Origin of the sequence: Micromonospora sp. C41 (assembly GCF_018070485.1) — a bacterium.
In the GTDB taxonomy this organism is placed as follows: domain Bacteria; phylum Actinomycetota; class Actinomycetes; order Mycobacteriales; family Micromonosporaceae; genus Micromonospora; species Micromonospora chalcea.
The window spans coordinates 81,953-101,125 of sequence record NZ_JAGPXP010000010.1; the positions used below are offsets into that span (position 1 = coordinate 81,953).

18 protein-coding genes and 1 pseudogene are annotated in these 19,173 nt (G+C 72.5%); 7 read left to right on the top strand and 12 right to left on the bottom strand.

The annotated features are described in order from the left end of the window. Nucleotides 1–28 precede the first annotated feature (28 nt). Nucleotides 29–1,288: an ROK family protein gene (locus tag KBX43_RS13510; protein WP_140946172.1), complete on the bottom strand. Its 1,260-nt coding sequence runs from the start codon at nucleotides 1,286–1,288 to the stop codon at nucleotides 29–31. Nucleotides 1,289–1,340: 52 nt separating this feature from the next. Here KBX43_RS13510 and xylA point away from each other — a divergent pair, with 52 nt between their 5' ends. The 3 genes from xylA to KBX43_RS13525 all read left to right on the top strand — a co-directional run bounded on the left by xylA (nucleotide 1,341) and on the right by KBX43_RS13525 (nucleotide 5,504). Beyond that, nucleotides 1,341–2,528 carry a xylose isomerase gene (gene xylA / locus KBX43_RS13515; RefSeq protein ID WP_043328799.1) on the top strand — a complete coding sequence of 396 codons (1,188 nt, stop codon included), beginning with the start codon at nucleotides 1,341–1,343 and terminating at the stop codon, nucleotides 2,526–2,528. An 11-nt stretch (nucleotides 2,529–2,539) separates the two neighbouring features. Then, nucleotides 2,540–3,964, top strand: coding sequence for a xylulokinase (xylB, locus tag KBX43_RS13520; RefSeq protein ID WP_210884634.1), 1,425 nt, complete (start codon nucleotides 2,540–2,542; stop codon nucleotides 3,962–3,964). A gap of 109 nt (nucleotides 3,965–4,073) precedes the next feature. Further along, nucleotides 4,074–5,504 (top strand): MFS transporter, encoded by a 1,431-nt coding sequence (locus tag KBX43_RS13525; RefSeq protein WP_043328800.1) that lies wholly within the window; start codon nucleotides 4,074–4,076, stop codon nucleotides 5,502–5,504. 58 nt (nucleotides 5,505–5,562) lie between these two features. On the opposite strand, the gene KBX43_RS13530 is transcribed toward KBX43_RS13525, so the two are convergent. The 5 genes from KBX43_RS13530 to KBX43_RS13550 form a co-directional block, all read right to left on the bottom strand. Continuing rightward, on the bottom strand, nucleotides 5,563–7,209 hold the full coding sequence (locus KBX43_RS13530) for an alpha-amylase family glycosyl hydrolase (protein ID WP_043328802.1): 1,647 nt from the start codon (nucleotides 7,207–7,209) through the stop codon (nucleotides 5,563–5,565). A 43-nt stretch (nucleotides 7,210–7,252) separates the two neighbouring features. Beyond that, nucleotides 7,253–8,323 carry a LacI family DNA-binding transcriptional regulator gene (locus KBX43_RS13535; protein WP_043328803.1) on the bottom strand — a complete coding sequence of 357 codons (1,071 nt, stop codon included), beginning with the start codon at nucleotides 8,321–8,323 and terminating at the stop codon, nucleotides 7,253–7,255. A gap of 62 nt (nucleotides 8,324–8,385) precedes the next feature. Beyond that, a complete protein-coding gene (locus KBX43_RS13540) occupies nucleotides 8,386–9,345 on the bottom strand; it encodes a carbohydrate ABC transporter permease (RefSeq protein ID WP_043328804.1) in 960 nt (319 codons plus the stop codon). A 1-nt stretch (nucleotide 9,346) separates the two neighbouring features. After that, a complete protein-coding gene (locus tag KBX43_RS13545) occupies nucleotides 9,347–10,393 on the bottom strand; it encodes a carbohydrate ABC transporter permease (protein ID WP_030502266.1) in 1,047 nt (348 codons plus the stop codon). Nucleotides 10,394–10,465: 72 nt separating this feature from the next. Beyond that, nucleotides 10,466–11,806, bottom strand: a complete 1,341-nt coding sequence (locus tag KBX43_RS13550) for an ABC transporter substrate-binding protein (RefSeq protein ID WP_030502265.1) — start codon at nucleotides 11,804–11,806, stop codon at nucleotides 10,466–10,468. Nucleotides 11,807–12,042: 236 nt separating this feature from the next. On the opposite strand from KBX43_RS13550, the gene KBX43_RS13555 reads away from it, so the two are divergent. After that, nucleotides 12,043–12,819, top strand: a complete 777-nt coding sequence (locus KBX43_RS13555; RefSeq protein WP_043328805.1) for a M23 family metallopeptidase — start codon at nucleotides 12,043–12,045, stop codon at nucleotides 12,817–12,819. Between the two features lie 43 nt (nucleotides 12,820–12,862). Here KBX43_RS13555 and KBX43_RS13560 read toward each other — a convergent pair whose 3' ends face one another. The 5 genes and pseudogenes from KBX43_RS13560 to KBX43_RS13580 all read right to left on the bottom strand — a co-directional run bounded on the left by KBX43_RS13560 (nucleotide 12,863) and on the right by KBX43_RS13580 (nucleotide 15,275). Continuing rightward, the gene (locus tag KBX43_RS13560; protein ID WP_210870440.1) at nucleotides 12,863–13,360 is read right to left on the bottom strand and encodes a TspO/MBR family protein; all 498 of its coding nucleotides are present in this window, start codon (nucleotides 13,358–13,360) and stop codon (nucleotides 12,863–12,865) included. Between the two features lie 139 nt (nucleotides 13,361–13,499). Then, nucleotides 13,500–13,646 (bottom strand): GPGG-motif small membrane protein, encoded by a 147-nt coding sequence (locus tag KBX43_RS13565; protein ID WP_013288160.1) that lies wholly within the window; start codon nucleotides 13,644–13,646, stop codon nucleotides 13,500–13,502. Further along, nucleotides 13,637–14,417, bottom strand: a pseudogene (locus tag KBX43_RS13570) (metallophosphoesterase). The gene KBX43_RS13565 and the pseudogene KBX43_RS13570 overlap by 10 nt, the downstream one beginning before the upstream one ends. A gap of 10 nt (nucleotides 14,418–14,427) precedes the next feature. After that, the gene (locus KBX43_RS13575; RefSeq protein ID WP_225319459.1) at nucleotides 14,428–14,637 is read right to left on the bottom strand and encodes a hypothetical protein; all 210 of its coding nucleotides are present in this window, start codon (nucleotides 14,635–14,637) and stop codon (nucleotides 14,428–14,430) included. A 56-nt stretch (nucleotides 14,638–14,693) separates the two neighbouring features. Then, entirely contained in the window at nucleotides 14,694–15,275 is a 582-nt protein-coding gene (locus tag KBX43_RS13580; protein ID WP_013288157.1) for a nucleotidyltransferase, read from the bottom strand. Nucleotides 15,276–15,423: 148 nt separating this feature from the next. On the opposite strand from KBX43_RS13580, the gene KBX43_RS13585 reads away from it, so the two are divergent. Continuing rightward, a complete protein-coding gene (locus KBX43_RS13585; protein ID WP_043328813.1) occupies nucleotides 15,424–16,155 on the top strand; it encodes a dTMP kinase in 732 nt (243 codons plus the stop codon). Here the strand turns inward: KBX43_RS13585 and KBX43_RS13590 are convergent. Further along, on the bottom strand, nucleotides 16,140–16,817 hold the full coding sequence (locus KBX43_RS13590; RefSeq protein ID WP_043328814.1) for an SDR family NAD(P)-dependent oxidoreductase: 678 nt from the start codon (nucleotides 16,815–16,817) through the stop codon (nucleotides 16,140–16,142). The two genes, KBX43_RS13585 and KBX43_RS13590, sit on opposite strands and share 16 nt — an antisense overlap. A 268-nt stretch (nucleotides 16,818–17,085) precedes the next feature. On the opposite strand from KBX43_RS13590, the gene KBX43_RS13595 reads away from it, so the two are divergent. Together KBX43_RS13595 and KBX43_RS13600 are read left to right on the top strand one after the other, a co-directional pair. Continuing rightward, on the top strand, nucleotides 17,086–18,000 hold the full coding sequence (locus KBX43_RS13595; protein WP_051611377.1) for a MurR/RpiR family transcriptional regulator: 915 nt from the start codon (nucleotides 17,086–17,088) through the stop codon (nucleotides 17,998–18,000). Beyond that, nucleotides 17,997–18,944, top strand: coding sequence for an N-acetylmuramic acid 6-phosphate etherase (locus KBX43_RS13600; RefSeq protein ID WP_051611378.1), 948 nt, complete (start codon nucleotides 17,997–17,999; stop codon nucleotides 18,942–18,944). The genes KBX43_RS13595 and KBX43_RS13600 overlap by 4 nt, the downstream gene beginning before the upstream one ends. Nucleotides 18,945–19,173: the final 229 nt, after the last annotated feature.

The following is a 19,173-nucleotide window of genomic DNA, read 5'->3' on the forward strand; positions in this document are numbered from 1 at the left end:
ACGTAATGCCCGTCCAGGAACGGCCGGATCAGGCGCTGCGGGCCAGCCAGCCCACCGGCCGGTCGACGATCCGGCGGACCACCGAGCCGGCTCCGCCGACCGCTGCGGACTGCGCCCCGAGCACGGCCGGGCGCACCTCGACCGGTGCCCAGGCGGCGGTCAGCACCCGCCGGGAGATCTCCGCCACCACAGGCGGCCGCAGCCAGGGGGCGAGCGGGGCGTATCCGCCGCCGAGCACCACCGTGTCCAGGTCCAGCAGGTTCACCACGCCCGCCACGGCGACCCCGAGGGCGGCGCCGGCGTCGGCCAGGGCGGTCAGCGTGGCCGGGTCACCGGCGTCGGCCAGGTCGGCGAGCCGGGTGGCGGCGGTGTCGGCGGGCAGTTCCGCGCCGGGCAGCCCGGCGGCGGCCAGGATCGCCTCCTGGCCCGCGTACCGCTCCAGACAGCCCTGGCCGCCGCAGCGGCACGGCCGCCCCTGCGGCTGGACCGGGAAGTGACCGATCTCTCCGCTCCAGCCGCGCGCGCCCCGGTAGAGCGAGCCGTCCAGCACGATTCCGGCGCCGATGCCGATCTCGCCGGTGATGTGCAGGAAGCTGCGGGGGCCGGCCGGTCGCGCGTACAGCTCGCCGAGCGCCGCCAGGTTGGCCTCGTTGTCGACCACGAGCGGTGGCACCCCGTCGACCGGCTCGGCCAGCGAATGCCCGGCCAGCAGCGCCGGCACGTCCACGTCCCGCCAGCCGAGGTTCGGCGCGAGCCGGACCAGGCCGCCGTCGCCGACCAGGCCGGGCACGGCGAGCGCCGCGCCGGCCAGGGTCAGTCCGTCGCGTACGGCGGCGGCGCGCGCCTCGGCGGCCAGCGCGGCGAGCCGGGCGAGCGCGTCGGCGGGGGAGACCGGGCGCAGGTCGGCGCGGCGGACCAGGTGGTGCCGGACCGTGCCGGTCAGGTCGACGACGCAGGCCGCCAGGTAGTCGACGTTCACCTCCAGGCCGAGCCCGGCCGGGCCGTCGGAGGCGAGCACCAGCCCCCGGGCCGGCCGGCCCGCACCGGTACGCGGCTCCGGCTCCGCCTCGGCGACCAGCCGGCCGGCGATCAGGTCGTCGACCACGGCGGAGACGGTGGCCCGGGTCAGGCCGGTGTCGGCGGCGATCCCGGCCCGCGAGGGCGGCCGGTCGGCGGCGGCGATCCGCCGGAGCACCACTGCGAGGTTCAACTCGCGCAGGCTGCCCTGCCGGACCGCCCCGGCCGTGCTGGCGCTTGTCACCTCTTGACACTGCCACATCGCCGCCATTTAATTCAACCGCTGAACAAATCGCGGACGACACCACCACTGGAGGTCTGCCATGGCACCCCGTCCCACCCCCGCGGACAAGTTCTCCTTCGGCCTCTGGACGGTGGGCTGGCCGGCCCGTGACCCGTTCGGCGACGCGACCCGTCCCGAGCTGGACGCCGTCGAAGCCGTGCACCGGCTCGCCGAGCTGGGCGCGTACGGCATCACCTTCCACGACGACGACCTGGTCCCGTTCGGCGCGGACGCCGCCACCCGCGACGCCCGGCTCAGCCGCTTCCGCAAGGCGCTCGACGAGACCGGCCTGGTCGTGCCGATGGTCACCACCAACCTGTTCAACCACCCGGTGTTCAAGGACGGCGGCTTCACCAGCAACGACCGCGACGTGCGGCGGTACGCGCTGCGCAAGGTGCTGCGCAACATCGACCTGGCCGCCGAGATGGGCGCGAAGACGTTCGTCATGTGGGGCGGCCGGGAGGGCGCCGAGTACGACGTCGCGAAGGACGTCCAGGCCGCGCTGGACCGCTACCGCGAAGCGGTCGACCTGCTCTGCGAGTACGTCGTCGACAACGGCTACGACCTGCGCTTCGCGCTGGAGCCGAAGCCGAACGAGCCCCGGGGCGACATCCTGCTGCCCACCGTCGGCCACGCGCTCGGCTTCATCTCCACCCTGGCCCGCCCGGAGATGGTCGGGCTGAACCCGGAGGTCGGGCACGAGCAGATGGCCGGGCTGAACTTCGCCCACGGCATCGCCCAGGCGCTCTGGCAGGGCAAGCTGTTCCACATCGACCTCAACGGCCAGCGCGGCATCAAGTACGACCAGGACCTGGTCTTCGGCCACGGCGACCTGCTCAACGCGTTCGCCCTGGTCGACCTGCTGGAGCACGGCGGCCCGAACGGCGGCCCGGCCTACGACGGCCCGCGCCACTTCGACTACAAGCCGTCCCGCACCGAGGACATCGCCGGCGTGTGGGCCTCCGCCGAGGCGAACATGCGCACGTACCTGCTGCTCAAGGAGCGGGCCGCGGCGTTCCGCGCCGACCCGGAGGTGGTCGAGGCGCTCGCCGCCGCCCGCGTGGCCGAGCTGGCCACGCCGACGCTGAACCCCGGTGAGGGCTACCGCGAGCTGCTCGCCGACCGGACCGCGTTCGAGGAGTTCGACCCGGAGGCCGCCGGGGCGAAGGGCTTCGGCTTCGTCCGGCTCAACCAGCTCGCCGTCGAGCACGTGCTCGGCGCGCGCTGAGGCGGGCCGCCATGCCGCTCGTCGCGGGGGTCGACTCGTCGACCCAGTCCTGCAAGGTGGTGGTCCGGGACGCGGAGACCGGCGCGCTGGTCCGGCAGGGCCGCGCGCCGCACCCGCCCGGCACCGAGGTCGACCCGTACGCCTGGTGGGAGGCCCTGCGGGCGGCGGTGGCCGAGGCCGGCGGCCTGGCCGACGTGGCAGCCGTCTCGGTCGGCGGCCAGCAGCACGGCATGGTCTGCCTGGACGCCTCCGGTGAGGTGGTCCGGCCGGCGCTGCTGTGGAACGACACCCGGTCCGCCGACGCGGCCCGGGACCTGGTCGAGGAGGCCGGCGGCGGGGAGACCGGCCGCCGGTTCTGGGCCGACGCGACCGGCGCGGTGCCGGTGGCCAGCTTCACCGCCACCAAGCTGCGGTGGCTGGCCCGGCACGAGCCGGACAACGCCGACCGGGTGGCCGCCGTGTGCCTGCCGCACGACTGGCTCACCTGGCGGCTCGCCGGCGCGCCCGGCCTGGACGCGCTGCGCACCGACCGGGGTGACGCCAGCGGCACCGGCTACTGGTCGCCGCGCACCGGCGAATACCGGGTGGAGCTGCTGGAGCGGGCCTTCGGCCGGCGCGTGACGGTGCCGGTCGTGCTCGGCCCGGCCGAGGCGGCCGGACACCTCGACCCGGCGGGGCTCGACGGCGACCCGGGCGCGGCGGGGCGGATCCTCCTCGGGCCGGGCACCGGGGACAACGCCGCCGCGGCGCTCGGTGCCGGCGCCGGTCCGGGCGACGTGGTCGTCTCGATCGGCACCTCCGGCACCGTCTTCGCGGTCGCGGACAACCCGGCCGCCGACCCGAGCGGCGCGGTGGCCGGGTTCGCCGACGCCACCGGCCGGTTCCTGCCGCTGGTGTGCACGCTCAACGCGGCCCGGGTGCTCGACGCCACCGCGACCCTGCTCGGCGTCGACCTCGACACGCTCGGTGAGCTGGCCCTGTCCGCGCCGCCCGGCGCCGACGGGCTGGTCCTGGTGCCGTACCTGGAGGGGGAGCGAACGCCGGACCGACCGCACGCCACCGGCGAGCTGAAGGGCCTGACACTGCGCACCTCGACCCCGGCGCACCTGGCCCGGGCCGCGGTCGAGGGGATGCTCTGCGGGCTGGCCGACGGTCTCGACGCGCTGCTCGCCCAGGGCGCCCGCGCCGACCGGATCATCCTGGTCGGCGGCGGCGCCCGGTCCGCCGCGGTACGGCGGATCGCGCCGCAGGTCTTCGGCCGCCCGGTGGTGGTGCCGCCGCCCGGCGAGTACGTGGCTGACGGCGCGGCCCGGCAGGCCGCCTGGGTCGCGCTGGGTGGCGACACCCCGCCCACCTGGTCGGTCGGCGACACCGACGAGTACACCGGCGAGGCGGTCCCCGCCATCCGCGAGCGCTACGCCCACGCCCGGGGGTAAGGAAGGGCCCCTTCTTAACGCCTGTGGTAGAGGAGGGGCCCCTTCTTAACACGCGCGTCGGCCGGGGGCGGTGTCCCGGAACCGGCCCGCACCTGATTGGCTGCCCTGCATGACGGGCACGAAGGTCTCCCGGCGCGGGAACGCGGCACACCGGTTCTACAGCGTCGTGGTCTTCGTGGTGCTCGCCTCGCTGGACAACGTGGCGATCGGCCTGGTGCCCCCGCTGTACGGGCCGATCTCCACCGCCCTCGACGTACCCCAGCGGATGCTCGGCCTGGTCACCGCCGTCAGCTTCCTGGTCAGCGCGGTGGCGGCGGTGGGCTGGGCGTACGTCGGGGACCGCACCAACCGCAAGCCGCTGCTCATGGTCGGCACGCTGCTCTGGGCCGCCGGCACCGCCGGCAGCGCGCTCGCCGGGGGGTACGCGACGTTCCTGGCCGCGCAGTTCGTCGGCGCGGTCGGGCTGGGCGCGGTGGGCTCGGTCGGCTTCTCCGTGGTCACCGACCTGATCTCGCCGCGCCGACGCGGCCTGGTGATGAGCTTCTGGGGGCTGTCCCAGGGCGTCGGCACGCTGGCCGGGACGCTGCTCGGCGGCGTGCTCGGGGCGACCGACTGGCGGCGGCCGTTCCTGCTGCTGACCGGCGTGGGTCTGGCCGCCACGGTGGCGTACCTGTTCACCTACGACATCCGGCGCGGGCAGAGCGAACCGGAGCTGGCCGGGGCGATCGACGCCGGGAACGAGTACGACTACCGGATCAGCCGCGCCGACCTGCCCCGGATCCTGGCCCGCCGGACCAACCGCTGGCTGATCCTGCAGGGGCTGACCGCCCAGGCCGCGTTCGGCTCGCTGGTCTGGCTGCCGGTGCTGTTCAGCCAGCGGGCCGAGGCGCAGGGCTACTCGCCGGCGACGGCCGTGGTGGTGGGCAGCGTCTTCGCCACCCTGTTCCAGCTCGGCGGGGTGTTCTCGATCGTGGGCGGCCTGGTCGGCGACGCGCTGCAACGGCGTACGCCCAGTGGCCGGGCCACCGTCGCGGCCGTCGGCATCCTCGCGGCGCTGCCGTTCTACCTGGTCCTGTTCTTCGTGCCGATCCGCATCGACGTGCCCGACGGTGCCGGGGCGGGCGCGGTGGTGACGGCGGTGCTGTCCAGCGTGCTGACCGAGCCGACGGTGGGGCTGAGCCTGCTCACCGCCGTGGTGGCGCTGGCGCTGACGTCGGCGAACTCGCCGAACTGGTTCGCGCTGATCGCCGACGTCAACCCGCCCGAGCACCGGGGCACCGTCTACAGCCTGGGCAACCTCGTCAACGGCGTCGGGCGGGCGGCCGGCAACGGGCTGGTCGGGGTGGTGTTCGCCGCGCTGCGTACGGCCTTCCCGCCGCCGTTGAACTACGCGGTCGGGCTGGCCGCGTTCCAGCTCTTCTTCATCCCGACCGGGATCATGTACTGGCTGGCCGCGCGTACGTCGCCGCGGGACATAGCGCAGGTGCACGACCTGCTGCACGCCCGCGCCGACCGCCTGGAAGGAAGGGCCCCTTCTTAACGGTGAGTGTTAATAAGGGGCCCTTCCTATACCGGAGGCGTTAATAAGGGGCCCTTCCTTACACCACCCGGAACCAGACGGTGACGTCCGTGGGGACCGTGGCGTCGTCCAGCGGCGCGCTCGACACCAGCACCTGCGCGCCGGCCGGCAGCGGCGCCGGGTCGGCCCCGAAGTTCGTCAGCACGGTGAGGTCGCCGTTGGTGAACGTGAGCACCTCGTCGCCGGAGGACAGGAACCGCAGCGGGCCCCGGGCCAGCGCGTGCTCGCGGCGCAGCCGCAGCGCGGTCCGGTACAGCTCGTACGTCGACCCGGGCACGCCGCGCTGCCGGTCCAGCGCGTACTCGGCCCAGGTCGACGGCTGGGGCAGCCAGCTCGCGTCGGTCGGCCCGAAGCCGTACGACGGGGCGTCGGCCTCCCACGGGATCGGCACCCGGCAGCCGTCCCGGCCGCGCTCGGTGTGCCCGCTGCGCGCCCAGGTCGGGTCCTGGCGGGCCTCGTCGGGCAGCGTGGTGTGCTCCGGCAGCCCCAGTTCCTCGCCCTGGTAGAGGTAGGCGGAGCCGGGCAGCGCGAGCATCAGCAGGCTGGCTGCCCGGGCCCGGCGCAGACCCAGCGCGGCGTCCGGCTGCGGGTCGTCCACGCCGACGCCGTTGGCCCGGCCACCGGCGGTGCCCAGCCCCAGCCGGGAGGCGTGCCGGACCACGTCGTGGTTGGACAGGACCCAGGTGGTGGGCGCGCCGACGGAGTCGGTGGCCTCCAGCGAGCGGGTGATCACCGCGTACTGGGCCGGCGCGGTCCAGGCGGCCAGCAGGTACTCGAAGTTGAACGCCTGGTGCATCTCGTCCGGGCGCACGTACCGGGCCAGCCGCTCGGCCGGCTCCACCCACGCCTCGGCGACCAGGATCCGCTCACCGGGGTACGAGTCGAGGACCCGCCGCCACTCCCGGTAGATCTCGTGCACGCCGTCCTGGTCCCACATCGGCGGGCGCGGCTTGTCCACCTCGCTGCCGGAGAGGATCTCCTGCGGCTCCTGCCAGTCGGCCAGGTCGGCCTGCTTGATCAGGCCGTGCGCCACGTCCACCCGGAAGCCGTCCACGCCCCGGTCCAGCCAGAAACGCAGCACGTCGAGGAACTCCGCGCGCACCTCCGGGTTGTCCCAGTTGAGGTCGGGCTGGCCGGAGTCGAACAGGTGCAGGTACCACTGTCCGTCCGGCAGCCGCGTCCAGGCGGGGCCGCCGAAGACGCTCACCCAGTCGTTCGGCGGCTCGGCGCCGTCCGGGCCCTTGCCGTCGCGGAAGACGTAACGCTGCCGCTCCGGGCTGCCCGGGGCGGCCGCCACCGCCTCGGTGAACCAGCGGTGCGCGGACGAGGTGTGGTTGGGCACCAGGTCGACGATCACCCGTAGCCCGCGCGCCTTCGCCTCGGCGATCAGCTTGTCGGCGTCGGCGAGCGTGCCGAACAGCGGGTCGACGTCGCGGTAGTCGGCCACGTCGTACCCGGCGTCGGCCTGCGGGGACGGATAGAACGGGGACAGCCAGAGCGCGTCGACTCCCAGCTCGGCGAGGTGGTCGAGCCGGGAGGTGATGCCCGGCAGGTCGCCGATGCCGTCGCCGTCGGAGTCGGCGAACGAGCGCGGGTAGACCTGGTAGATCACCGCCTCGGTCCACCAGCCGGTGCCCGGGGCCTGCTGCGTCGCGTCGGTGTTCAGCGCCTTACTCCTGTCTGGGTGGTGCGGGGACGAGCAAGTTGGTTCAGTGTGCCCGCGGCGGCGCTGTCGATTCGCGCACCACCAGGCGAGTGGGGAGGATCACCGGGGGTGGCGTCCCGTCGTCGGTGCCGGCGCCGCGCGGCGCGGGCACCAGGCCGGGGTACGGCTCGGTGGCCCGTACGCCGAGCGGGTCGAGCAGGATGCGGGCGGCGAGCAGTCCCTGGTCGGCGGCGGGCTGGGCGATCGTGGAGAGCCCGAGCACACCGGCGAGGTCGTGGTCGTCGATGCCGATCACGCTCACGTCCTGCGGCACCCGTAGCCCGGCGTCGCGCAGCGCGGTGACCGCGCCCATCGCCATCTCGTCGCAGGCGGCGAAGATGGCCGTCGGCGGCTCGCCCCGGGCCAGCAGCTCGGCGGTGGCCCGGGTACCCCCGTCGATGGTGAACCGCGACTCGACGTCGAGGCTCGGGTCGGGCCGCAGCCCGGCGGCCCGCAACGCCTCCTGGTAGCCGCGCCGCCGGTCCAGGTGGGTGGTGAAGGCCAGTTCGTCGTCCGGGTCGCCGGAGATGTGCGCGATCCGGGTGTGGCCGAGGTCGAGCAGGTGGCGGGTGGCGGTCCGGGCGGCGGCCACGTCGTCGATCCGGACGCAGGGCCACCCGGGCACCTCGCTGCCGGAGCTGATCGTCACGCCGGGCAGGTCCAGGTTCGTCAGCGCGTGCACGTCCGCCGCGCGCAGCGGGGTGGCGACCAGGATGATCGCGTCCACGCGCTTGTGCAGGCTCGCCGTGCGCAGCACCCGCTGGCGGGTCTGCTCCCGGCCGCCGAGGTTGTAGAGCAGCAGGTCGTAGCCGCTGTCCTGGAGGAACTCCTCGACCGCCTCGACCACCGTGCCGAAGAACCACCTGGTGATCCGGGGCACCACCACCGCGACCGTGCCGGTCCGGCCGCCGGCCAGCCGGCTGGCGCTCGGGGACACCGCGTACTGGAGCTGCTCGGCGGCGGCGAGCACCCGCCGCCGGGTCGCGGCCGAGACCGTCGGCAGGCCCCGCAGCGCCCGGGAGACGGTGGCCGTGGAGACCCCGGCCAGCCGGGCGACGTCGTCAATTCTGGTCATCGTGTGGGCTCCCCGCCGTGACCCGGGCCCCGCCGCCGGCCGTGCCGGCGGCGGGGCGCGGATCAACCCTTGACGCTGCCGGCGAGCAGGCCTCGCACGAAGAAGCGCTGGAGGGACAGGAACACGATCAGCGGTACGACGATCGACACGAACGCGCCGGCCGTCAGCCGCTGCCACTCGTTGCCCCGGGTGCCGGCCAGTTCCGCGAGCCGGACCGTCAGCGGGGCGGTCTCGTCGCCGCCACCGGCGAAGATCAGCGCGACCAGCAGGTCGTTCCAGACCCAGAGGAACTGGAAGATGCCGAACGCCGCCAGCGCGGGCATGATCAGCGGCAGCACGATGGTGCGGAAGATCTTCGGGTGGGTGGCCCCGTCGACCCGGGCCGCCTCCATCAGGTCGCCGGGAAGCTGCGAGATGAAGTTGTGCAGCAGGAACACGGCGAACGGAAGCGCGAAACAGGTGTGCGCGAACCACACCTGGGCGAACTTCTGCTCGTCGACCAGATCCCACGCGGGCAGGATCTGCACCCCGGCGATCGTGACGCCGGTGGAGAAGAACCGCAGCAGCGGCACCAGGGCCATCTGCAGCGGCACGATCTGCAGTGCGAAGATGCCGATGTAGACCCAGTCCCGCCCCTTGAAGTTCATCCACGCCAGCGCGTACGCCGCGAGCGACGCGAACGCGAGCGGGAAGAGCACCGAGGGGATGGTGATCGCCAGCGAGTTGATGAAGTAGCTGGCCAGCTGCCCGGACGAGCCGGAGCTGAACAGCACCTCCTGGTAGTTCTCCAGCGTGATCTGCGGGTCGCTGAAGAACGTCCACCACCCGGTGGTCTTGATCTCGTTCTCCGGCCGGAGCGAGGAGATGAACAGGCCGAAGGTCGGGATCGTCCAGAGCATCGCGATCACGACCGACACGAGCGTGGCGGTACGGCTGTTCAGACGCTTGCGCACCCGGGCGCCCCGGGTGGCCGGTTCGGTGGCCTGGGCGCCGACTCCGACGGTGGGCGTGGTGGTGGTCATCTCAGCCCTCCCGCTGCTTGCGCAGGTTGCGGATCTGGTAGATCACGATCGGGATCACCAGGACGAACAGGAACACCGCCAGCGCCGAGCCCTGCCCGTTCTCCTGGTAGCGGAACGCCTGGTTGTACATCTCGGTCGCGATCACGTTCGTGTCGTAGTTGCCGTTGGTGGCGGTGCGGACGATGTCGAAGACCTTGAGCGTGGCGATGGAGATCGTCACCACCACGACGATCAGCGCCGGCCGGATGCTCGGAATGGTGATCCGCCAGAACATCTGCCAGGCGGTGGTGCCGTCGAGCCGGGCCGCCTCGACGATGTCGGCCGGGATGGCCTTGATCGCGGCGGAGAGCACCACCATGGCGAAACCGGCCTGGATCCACACCATGATCACGATGAGCAGGAACGTGTTCAGCGGCGAGTCCAGCAGCCACTGCTTCGGTTCTCCGCCGAGGCTCACCACGATCTGGTTGAGCAGGCCGATCTGGTCGCCCTCGCCCCGGTAGGCGTAGACGAAGCGCCAGATGATGGAGGCGCCGACGAACGAGATCGCCATCGGCAGGAAGATCAGGGACTTGGCGACGGCCTCGAACCGTGCCTTGTCCACCAGGACCGCGTAGATCAGGCCGAACGCGGTGGCCACCAGCGGCACCAGCAGCACCCAGATCAGCGTGTTGACCAGGACCCGGACGATCGAGTCCTCGGCGAACATCCAGCGGTAGTTGTCCAGTCCCACCCAGTTGCTGCTGCTGGAGTCCATGAAGGAGAGCAGCGTGGTGCGGATGGCCGGCACCACCAGTCCGACGGCGAGCAGCAGCAGCGTCGGCAACAGGAAGAAGAACGCGAACGCGCCCTCGCGCTGCTTGGGCCGGCGGGGCAGCGGCGTGCCGCTCACCGAGGCGGCGACCAGTTGCGCCTCCCGGCGCCGGGCGAAGTACGACGGCACCACGTCGAGGAGCAGGAGCAGCCCGCCCACCACCGCGACGAAGGCGATCAGCCCGTACATCAGCATGAGGAACTTCGGCTGCTCCGCCGCGAAGTCGAACTCCATCGACCCTCCTTCAAGGGTTCGGCTAGCAGAGGTGGCCCGGTCCGGGGGAACCGGACCGGGCCACCTGCTAGATCACTTCCAGCTGCCCTCGATGTCGTTCAGGACGGAGTTGGTGTCCTTGCCGTTGATCCAGGCCACCATGCCCTTCCAGAAGGTGCCGGCGCCGACCGCGGCCGGCATCAGGTCCGAGCCGTCGAAGCGGAAGACCGTCTTCTCGTCCTGGAGGATGCCCACGGAGAGCTTGTCCACCGGGTTCGGCACGTTGTTGATGTCCAGCTTCTTGTTCGCGGACACCCAGTCACCGATCTTGGCGCGGCTGTTGGCGTACTCGCCGGAGGCCAGGTAGGTCTGCACCGCCTGGACCTCGGGACGGTCGGCGAACGCGCCGACGAACTCGCCGCCACCCAGCACCGGCTTGCCCTTGGCCGGGTCGATGGCCGGGAAGTAGAACGCGAAGACGTCGCCGTCCTCGGCCACCTTGGTGCCCTCGGGCCACTGGTTGGCGTAGAAGGACGCCTGGCGGTGCATCGCGCACTTGCCGGTGGTGATCGGCGTGCCGCCCTCCTGGAAGGCGGTGGTGGAGATGCTCTTGACGCCGCCGAAGCCGCCGTTCATGTACTTCTCGTTCTTCAGGATGGTGCCGGCCCGGTTGAGCGCGTCAGCAACCTGCGGGTCGTTGAACGGGATCTGGTGGGTGGTCCACTTGTCGTAGACCTCCGGGCCGCCGGTACGCAGCAGCACGTCCTCGATCCAGTCGGTGGCCGGCCAGCCGGTGGCGTCACCGGACTCGATGCCGGCGCACCACGGCTTGGTGCCGCTGGCCGCGATCTGGTCGGAGAGCTTGATCAGGTCGTCCCACGTGGTGGGGACGGTCCAGCCCTTGTCCTTGAAGGTCTTCGGCGAGTACCACACGAAGGACTTCACGTTCGAGCCGAGCGGGGCGCCGTAGAGCTGGCCGTTGACGGTGCTGTACTTCAGCCAGTCGGGGGAGTAGTTCTGCTCGGCCATCGCCTTGGTGTCGGCGCCGACCGGCTTGAGCTTGCCCGAGTCGACGAAGCGCTTCAGCAGGCCCGGCTGCGGGATGAAGGCGAGGTCGGGGGCGTTGCCGCCGTCGACCCGGACCGGGAGCTGCGCCTCGAACTCGGCGTTGCCCTCGTGGTCGATCTCGATGCCGGTGCAGTCCTCGAACTGCTTCCAGGACTCGTTGAGGCGGTCGGCCTCGATCTCCCGGATGGAGGAGTAGATGGTCACCTTCTTGCCGTCGTGACCTTCGTACTTCTCGTATGCGGCGCATTCGGCCGATCCGGCCTTGTCGCTCTTCTTGTCATCGCCGGTGCCGCAGGCGGCGACACCGAGCGCCAGCCCCAGGACGCCGGCGACCGCGAGCGTCTGGCGCGATCTGGCAAACGCCATGCCGATCTCCTTCCTTGCCGGCGCGTGGGGGGATCGAACCCGCGCCGGTCCGATGGTCGTCCTCACATGTAAGCGCTTGCATCGTGTCGGGTCCACCCCTAACCGGACACGGCCCGGTAACAATCCCGAAACCCTGGCCAGGGGCTTGGGTGCGCTCCCACGAATCTTCCCGGGAACGGAACTTTCTGTCAGGATGTCCGCATCACATTGAAGACTTTCAACATTGGAGGCAGTGGATGCGTAAGCGATGGCTCGCCCTCGGGGCGAGCGCGACGGTCCTGGCGGCGACCCTCGTGCCGGCCGCGCCGGCGATGGCCGCGCCGACGTTCAAGGTCCCGTTCCCCTGCAACCAGTCCTGGTCCGGTCAGACCCGGACCAACCACAGCCCGGCGAACGCCATCGACTTCAACCGCACCGACGACGCCGGCGACCCGGTCGTCGCCAGCGCGCCCGGCACCGTCGACGTGGTCACCAACCTCGGCGACACCAGCTACGGCAAGTACGTCCGGATCAACCACGGCGGCGGCCACACCACCTACTACGCCCACCTGAGCGCCTTCAACGTCTCCGTCGGGCAGACCGTCGGCTACGGCCGGGTGATCGGGTACGTCGGCACGACCGGCGGCTCCACCGGCCCGCACCTGCACTACGAGCAGCGCATCGACGGCAGCTCGGTGAAGATCAAGTTCAACGGCGTCCAGGCGCTCTACTGGGGCACCAAGACCTACACCAGCGACAACGGCTGCGGCGGGACGAACACCGGCCAGGGCACCGTGAACACGGCCGGCTCCCCGCTGACGGTCCGCTCCGGCCCCGGCACCGGCTACAGCTCGGTCGGCACGGTCGCCGACGGGGCGAAGGTGACCATCCAGTGCCAGACCAGTGGCACCAGCGTCAGCGGCACCTACGGCACCAGCTCGATCTGGGACCGGATCGGCTCCGGCCGGTTCATCTCCGACGCCTACGTCTACACCGGCTACGACGGCTACATCCCCGGCGTACCCCGCTGCTGAGCCCGGCGGGCGCGGGGGCGACCGGCCCTCGCGCCCGTACCGGTCAGGAGTTCAGCCGCCACACCGCGAAGTTCAGCGCGGACGCGAACGTCACCCACGCCCAGTACGGCAGCATCAGCAGCGTGGCCGGCCGGGAGACGCGCCGGAACAGGACCACGGTCACGCCGATCGCCAGCCACATCAGCACGATCTCGGCGAACGCCAGCCCGTACGCCCCGGCGCCGAAGAACAGCGGGGTCCAGATCGCGTTCAGCACGAGCTGCACCACCCAGGCCCAGAGCGCGGGGCCGAACCCGACCCGGCGCCAGACCAGCCAGCCGGCGATCGCGATCAGCGCGTAGAGGACCGTCCAGACCGGGCCGAACAGCCACGACGGCGGCGCCCACGCGGGTTGCTCCAGGCTCTGATACTCGGCGGAGGTGCCCTGCACACCCAGCCCGCCGATCGCGGCCGCGGCGAAGGTGGCGGCGCCGAAACCGAGCAGCGCCCACCACTTCCGGGCGCCGGTGGTGCGCCGGGTGACACTCTGCGACGTCTCCATGGTCGAGATGTTTCCGCTCGACCGGCCCGGCAAACGCCGGCCCGGACGCGGAAAAGCCGGAGTCACCCGGCCCGGGTGTTCCGGTCCGGCAGGACGGAACACCCGGGCCCGGCGACCCCGGCGGGTACGAGAACCGCTGTTACGTGTTGAAGATGCTGACGCCACCCGGGCCGACCAGGAGGCCGACGACGATGAGGACGATGCCCCAGAGGATCTGCCGGCGGAACAGGGCGAGAATTCCGGCGACCACCAGTACGACTGCGAGAATCCAGAGAATCAGCTCCATGTCGGCTGAATACCCGTGCGCCCGATCCCGGAAACCTCCCGGTCAGTCGAGCTGGTCACCGCCCAGGTGGAAGACGCTGTACGCCTGCTTGATCACCGGGTGCGCCACGTTGCGGACCCGCACCCCGCCCGGCGTGGTGCCGCGCTCGGTGCCGTGGTGGGCGTGCCCGTGCAGCGCCAGCGCGGTGGGCGCGGCGTCGATCGCCTGCCCGAGCTGGTAGCAGCCGAGGAACGGATAGATCTCCAGCGGCTCGCCGGCGAGCGTGTCCGGCACGGGGGAGTAGTGGGTGAGCGCGACGAGCGCGTCGCAGTCCAGCGAGAGCAGCGCGTCGGCGAGCGCGTCGGCGCTCTCCCGGGTGGTCCGTACGAACGCCTTCATCTCCGGCTCGCCGAAGTCGCTGGCGCAGCGCCCGGCGAACCCGCCGCCGAACCCCTTGACGCCGGCCACCCCGAGCCGCCCGCCCGGCGTGTCCACCACGACGCCGGTGCCCTCCAGCACCGTGATCCCGGCGTCCTCCAGCACCTTCACCACCTGCGGCACCTGGTCGCACTGGTGGTCGTGGTTGCCGAGCACGGTGATCACCGGTACGCCGAGATCGCCGAACTCCCGGGCCACGCAGCGCGCCTCGGCCTCGGTGCCGTGCCGGGTCAGGTCACCGGCGAGCAGCAGCGCGTCGGCGGAGCCGGGCAGCTCCTCCAGCGCCGGACGGAACCGGCCCACCACGTCCTCGTCCAGATGCACGTCGCCGACGGCGGCGATCCGGATCACCATCGAACCTCCCTCACGGCAGCTCCTCGACCTGGGTGGGCGCCTGCGTGCGGATCACCCCGATGTCGCTCGTCACGTGGGTGTCCGGGAAGCGCTCGGCCACCCGGCGCAGGATCTCCTCCCGCCGGTGCGGGCTCTCCACCTCGCCGTAGAGCACCAGCCCGTTCTCCCGCCGCACCACGGTGATGCCCTGCTCGGCCACCGTCGGGTCCTCGGCCAGCATGCTCTGGATCTCCGCCTCGACGTACTCGTCGGGGGGAACGTCGCCGGACAGTCCGGTCACAGGGTCTCCCTTCCGCCGGGCGCGCCGCCGGGCAGCACGTCCAGCCGGTCGAGCAGCACCAGGAACGCCTCCGCGTACGGCGAGTGCTGCGTCTCCTTCCGTACCCGTTCCCAGTCGATCTGCTCCCGCAGCGAGCGGGCCAGCGGCAGGGCGCGGGCGAAGTCGCAGTAGTGCTGCGAGAAGCTCAGCAGCTTGTGCACCATGAGCTGGCTGGCCGAGAGCACCGGCATGTGGATGGCGTCGACCGGGCGCACGATCGTGTCGGCGAACGTCTCCTCGGTCACCGGCGTCTCCACCGGCCGGTGGATCAGGTCCACCATCCGGTCCTCGTCGTAGACCTTGACCAGCCAGTCCTCCGGCGGGCGCTCGGCGGTGAAGCCGGCCTCGACGAGCGCCTCCAGCGCCCGGTCGACGTCGACCTCGCGGAGCAGGAAGTCCACGTCGTGGTCGCTGGAGTGGCCGCCGTGCGCGTACACCGCGAAGCTGCCACCCAGCGCGAACGGGATCTCGGACTGTTTGAGCACGGCGGCGACCTTCTTCAGCGTGTGCACCAGGGTCTCGTCCCCGCGCTCGGCCATCTGCGGCTCCCTCGTCGTCATGGGCGGTGGGATCACGTTGCGTACCCGGCGGACGCTCCGGTCACACCTGTTGCGGCGCGATCGGCCCGCCAGGGCAGGAAAGCGACATACAGGCCGGTGTGGGCGTCGGTCGGATAACCTCGGGAGGGTGGCCAGCTCACTGCGGACGCGGCGGGGCAGGGCCCGACTGCGTGCCGTCGCCCTGATCGGCATCGACGGCTCAGGCAAGACCACCCAGGCGCACCGGCTCGCCCAGGCCCTCACCGCCGCCGGCCACCCCGCGACGTACCACCGCAACGCCGGTGGCCGCCGCTGGCTCGGCCGCGTCGCCCAACGGATCGGCCGTCCGGACGCGCAGCGGCTCGTCGGGCGTGACGGCCTGCTCGTGGTCGAGTCGGCGCTGCGCTGGCTGGCCATCGCGCTCGCGCTGCTGAGCTGCCTGGTCACTGGCCGTACCGCGGTGATGGACCGCTGGTCATACTGCCAGTACGCGAGCATCCGGGCGCACGGCGGGCAGCGGTGGGAGCGGCTGGTCCGGGCCGGCTACCGGGTCTTCCCGGCGCCCGCTGTCACGTTCCTGCTCACCGTCGACCCGGCCGAGGCGTACCGCCGGATCGAGCGGCGCGGCACCGACCACGAGAGCATGGCCTGGCTGACCGACGCGGACACCGCCTACCGGAGGCTGCCGGAGTACGGCGGCTTCGTGGTGGTGGACGGCAACGGCCCACCGGAGGAGGTGGCCCGCCGGATCCGGGCGCACCTGAGCGAGTGGCTGCCCGACGATCCGTCCGCCGGTCCCGGCCCGGCTCCGGGCGGCCCTCCACGTCCGGCCGGCGGGGCGGGCCGCGACGGCCCGGTGCCGGTTCAGGCCCGGCCGTAGACCGGGATGCCGGCGCCGCTCGTGGGCGCCGACTCGGGGGAGGCCAGGAACCGGATCACGCCGGCGATCTGCGCCGGAGGCACCCAGCGCCGGTGGTCGGCGTCGGGCTGGGCGGCCCGGTTGGCCGGGGTGTCGATGACGCTCGGCAGCACCGTGTTGCACCGCACCCCGCGCTGGCGGTACTCGACCGCGACCGCGTCGGCGAACGCCCGCACCGCGGCCTTGGCGGTGACGTAGCCCGAGGCGCCCGGGAACGGCGACACCGCCGCCCGCGCGGAGACGCAGACCACGGCGCCGTCACCGGTCGCCACGAGGTGCGGCAGTGCCGCCCGGGTCACCAGGTAGGTCGGGCGCAGGTTGAGCCGCAGCATCCGCTCGAACTCCTCGACCGGGGTCTCGTGCACCAGGCCGCCCGCGGCGTACCCGCCGACCAGGTTGACCACCGCGCGCAGTGGCGCGGCCGGCTCGGCGGTCGCGACCTCGACCGCCCGCGCGGCCCCCTCGGGGGTCAGCAGGTCGGCCACGACCCGGACCGGGCCGTCGTCCGTCCCGGCCTCCCGCTGGGGTACGACCACCCGCCAGCCTGCGTCGAGGAAGGCGGCGGTGACCGCGCCGCCCAGCCCACCCGTGCCTCCGGTGACCAGCACCGTGCGTTCCGTCATGGACACACACGCTAGTCAACCGTCGTGCCGACCGACCGGTGACCCGCACGGGCCGTCCGGACCGTCCGGCCGAGGCCGACCAGGCAGGCCCTGCCGCGCGACGGCGGACCGGCACGTCGGGCGGCAGGAGTGACTCGACCGGACCGGTTGAGGCGGTGGGGCTGCGACAATGGGATCCTTGGCCCGGGGGCGGGCACGGAAGACGGTAAATTTCCCGATACGCGGTGTCATGGTTGACGCTCACGCGCTCTGAAAGTAAGTTTCATCCGTGGCGAAGAGTCCGAAGATTTCTGCGAGTCACGAGCCCGGTGGACTGATCGTCCACATCAGCGGCCTGCTGCCCTCGCTGTCCCCGGCCGAACAGCGGGTGGCCCGGCTGGTCGTCGCCGATCCGGCGGACGCGGCCCGGCGCACGATCACCGACCTCGCCACCGCCGCCGAGACGTCCGAGGCGACAGTGATCCGCTTCTGCCGCTCGGTCGGCATGGACGGCTACCCCCAGTTGCGCATCCGCCTCGCCGCCGAGGCCGCCCGCCGGGTCGAGCCGCCGGACGCGCGGGTGGTCGGTGGCGACATCCCGCCGGGCGCCGACCTGGCCCAGATCATCGCCACCATCGCCTTCAACGACGCCCGAGCCGTCGAGGAGACCGCCGAGCAGCTCGACCCGGCCGTCTGCGAGCAGGTGGTCGAGGCAATCGGCGCGGCCGGCCGGATCGACGTCTACGGCGCGGGCGCCAGCGGCTTCGTCGCCTCCGACTTCCAGCAGAAGCTGCACCGCATCGGCCGCATCGCGTTCTACTTCCCGGACGTGCACACCGCGCTCACCTCCGCCGCCCTGCTCGGGCGCGGCGACGTCGCGGTCGGCATCTCGCACACCGGCACCACGTCCGACGTCATCGAGGTGCTGGAGCAGGCGCGGGCCCGGGGAGCCACCACCGTGGCGCTCACCAACTTCCCGCGCTCGCCGATCACCGAGGTCGCCGACCACGTGCTCACCACAGCCGCCCGGGAGACGACCTACCGCTCCGGCGCGACGGCCAGCCGGCTGGCCCAGCTCACCGTCGTCGACTGCCTCTTCGTCGGGGTGGCCGCGCGCAGCCGGGCCCGGACCAAGAAGGCGCTCGAAGCCACGGCCGAGGCGGTCCAGTCGCACCGGGTCGGTCCCGGGCGGAGGCGGGGATGACGGCGGGCCGGGCGGAGCGCGACGGCGTGGCGGCGATCCGGCCGGTGGTGCGTGTCGGCGCGCCGACCGAGCGGCGCAACCCGCACAGCTTCGACCTCGACCTGATGTCCACCCGGGACGTGCTCACCGTGATCAACGAGGCGGACCGGCGGGTGCCGGCCGCCGTCGCCGCGGTGCTGGACGAAATCGCCGAGACCGTCGACCTCGCGGTGGCCGCGCTGCGCGACGGACACCGCGTGCACTACTTCGGCGCCGGCACCTCCGGCCGCCTGGGCGTGCTGGACGCGGCCGAACTGGCCCCCACGTTCAACTCGCCCCGGCACTGGTTCTGCTCGCACCTCGCCGGTGGCCCGGACGCCATGTGGCGGGCGGTCGAGGACGCCGAGGACGACGAGCGCGGCGGCGCCGCCGAGGCCGCCGAGTGCGTGCGCCCGGGCGACCTGGTGGTCGGCCTGGCGGCCAGCGGACGCACCCCGTACGTCCTCGGGGCGCTCGCCGCGTCCCGGGAGCGGGGGGCCGCTACGGTGCTGCTCTGCGCGAATCCGGAGGCCCCGGCCGCCGCGTCGGTGGACGTCTTCATCGGCGTGGACACCGGGCCGGAGGTGGTCACCGGGTCGACCCGGATGAAGGCCGGCACCGCGCAGAAGCTGGTGCTCAACACGTTCTCCACGGCCGTCATGGTGCGTCTGGGCCGTGTCTACTCGAACCTGATGATCGACATGGTGGCCACCAACGCCAAACTGCGCGGTCGCATGATCTCGATCCTCGTGGAGGCCACCGGTTGCGCCGAGGAGGTCTGCCGGGTCGCGCTGCGGGAGGCCGACGGCGACCTCAAGACCGCGCTCGTCGCGCTGGTCTCCGGCGCGGAGGTGCCGGCCGCCCGGGCCGCGCTGGCCCGCTCCGCCCACCAGGTACGCGGCGCGCTCGCCCTGCTCGCCTCCTGACCGCCCCGCTCACCCCTTCTCCCGGCGATCCACCCGCCCGGCGCATCCGTCCGGCGGGTGCGACACGTATCACGTGCGGGAGGGGGACGTTCCCGCCCGTACGGATTGTTCAACGAGGCGGAGGGTAATCCTGAGCGTGGCTGAACCGACCGGTCCACGAGCGCGTATCTCGCAGTGACCAGGATCGCAACGACCCGGTGACGCGGCTCGCTGTGTTCATGGAACAGGC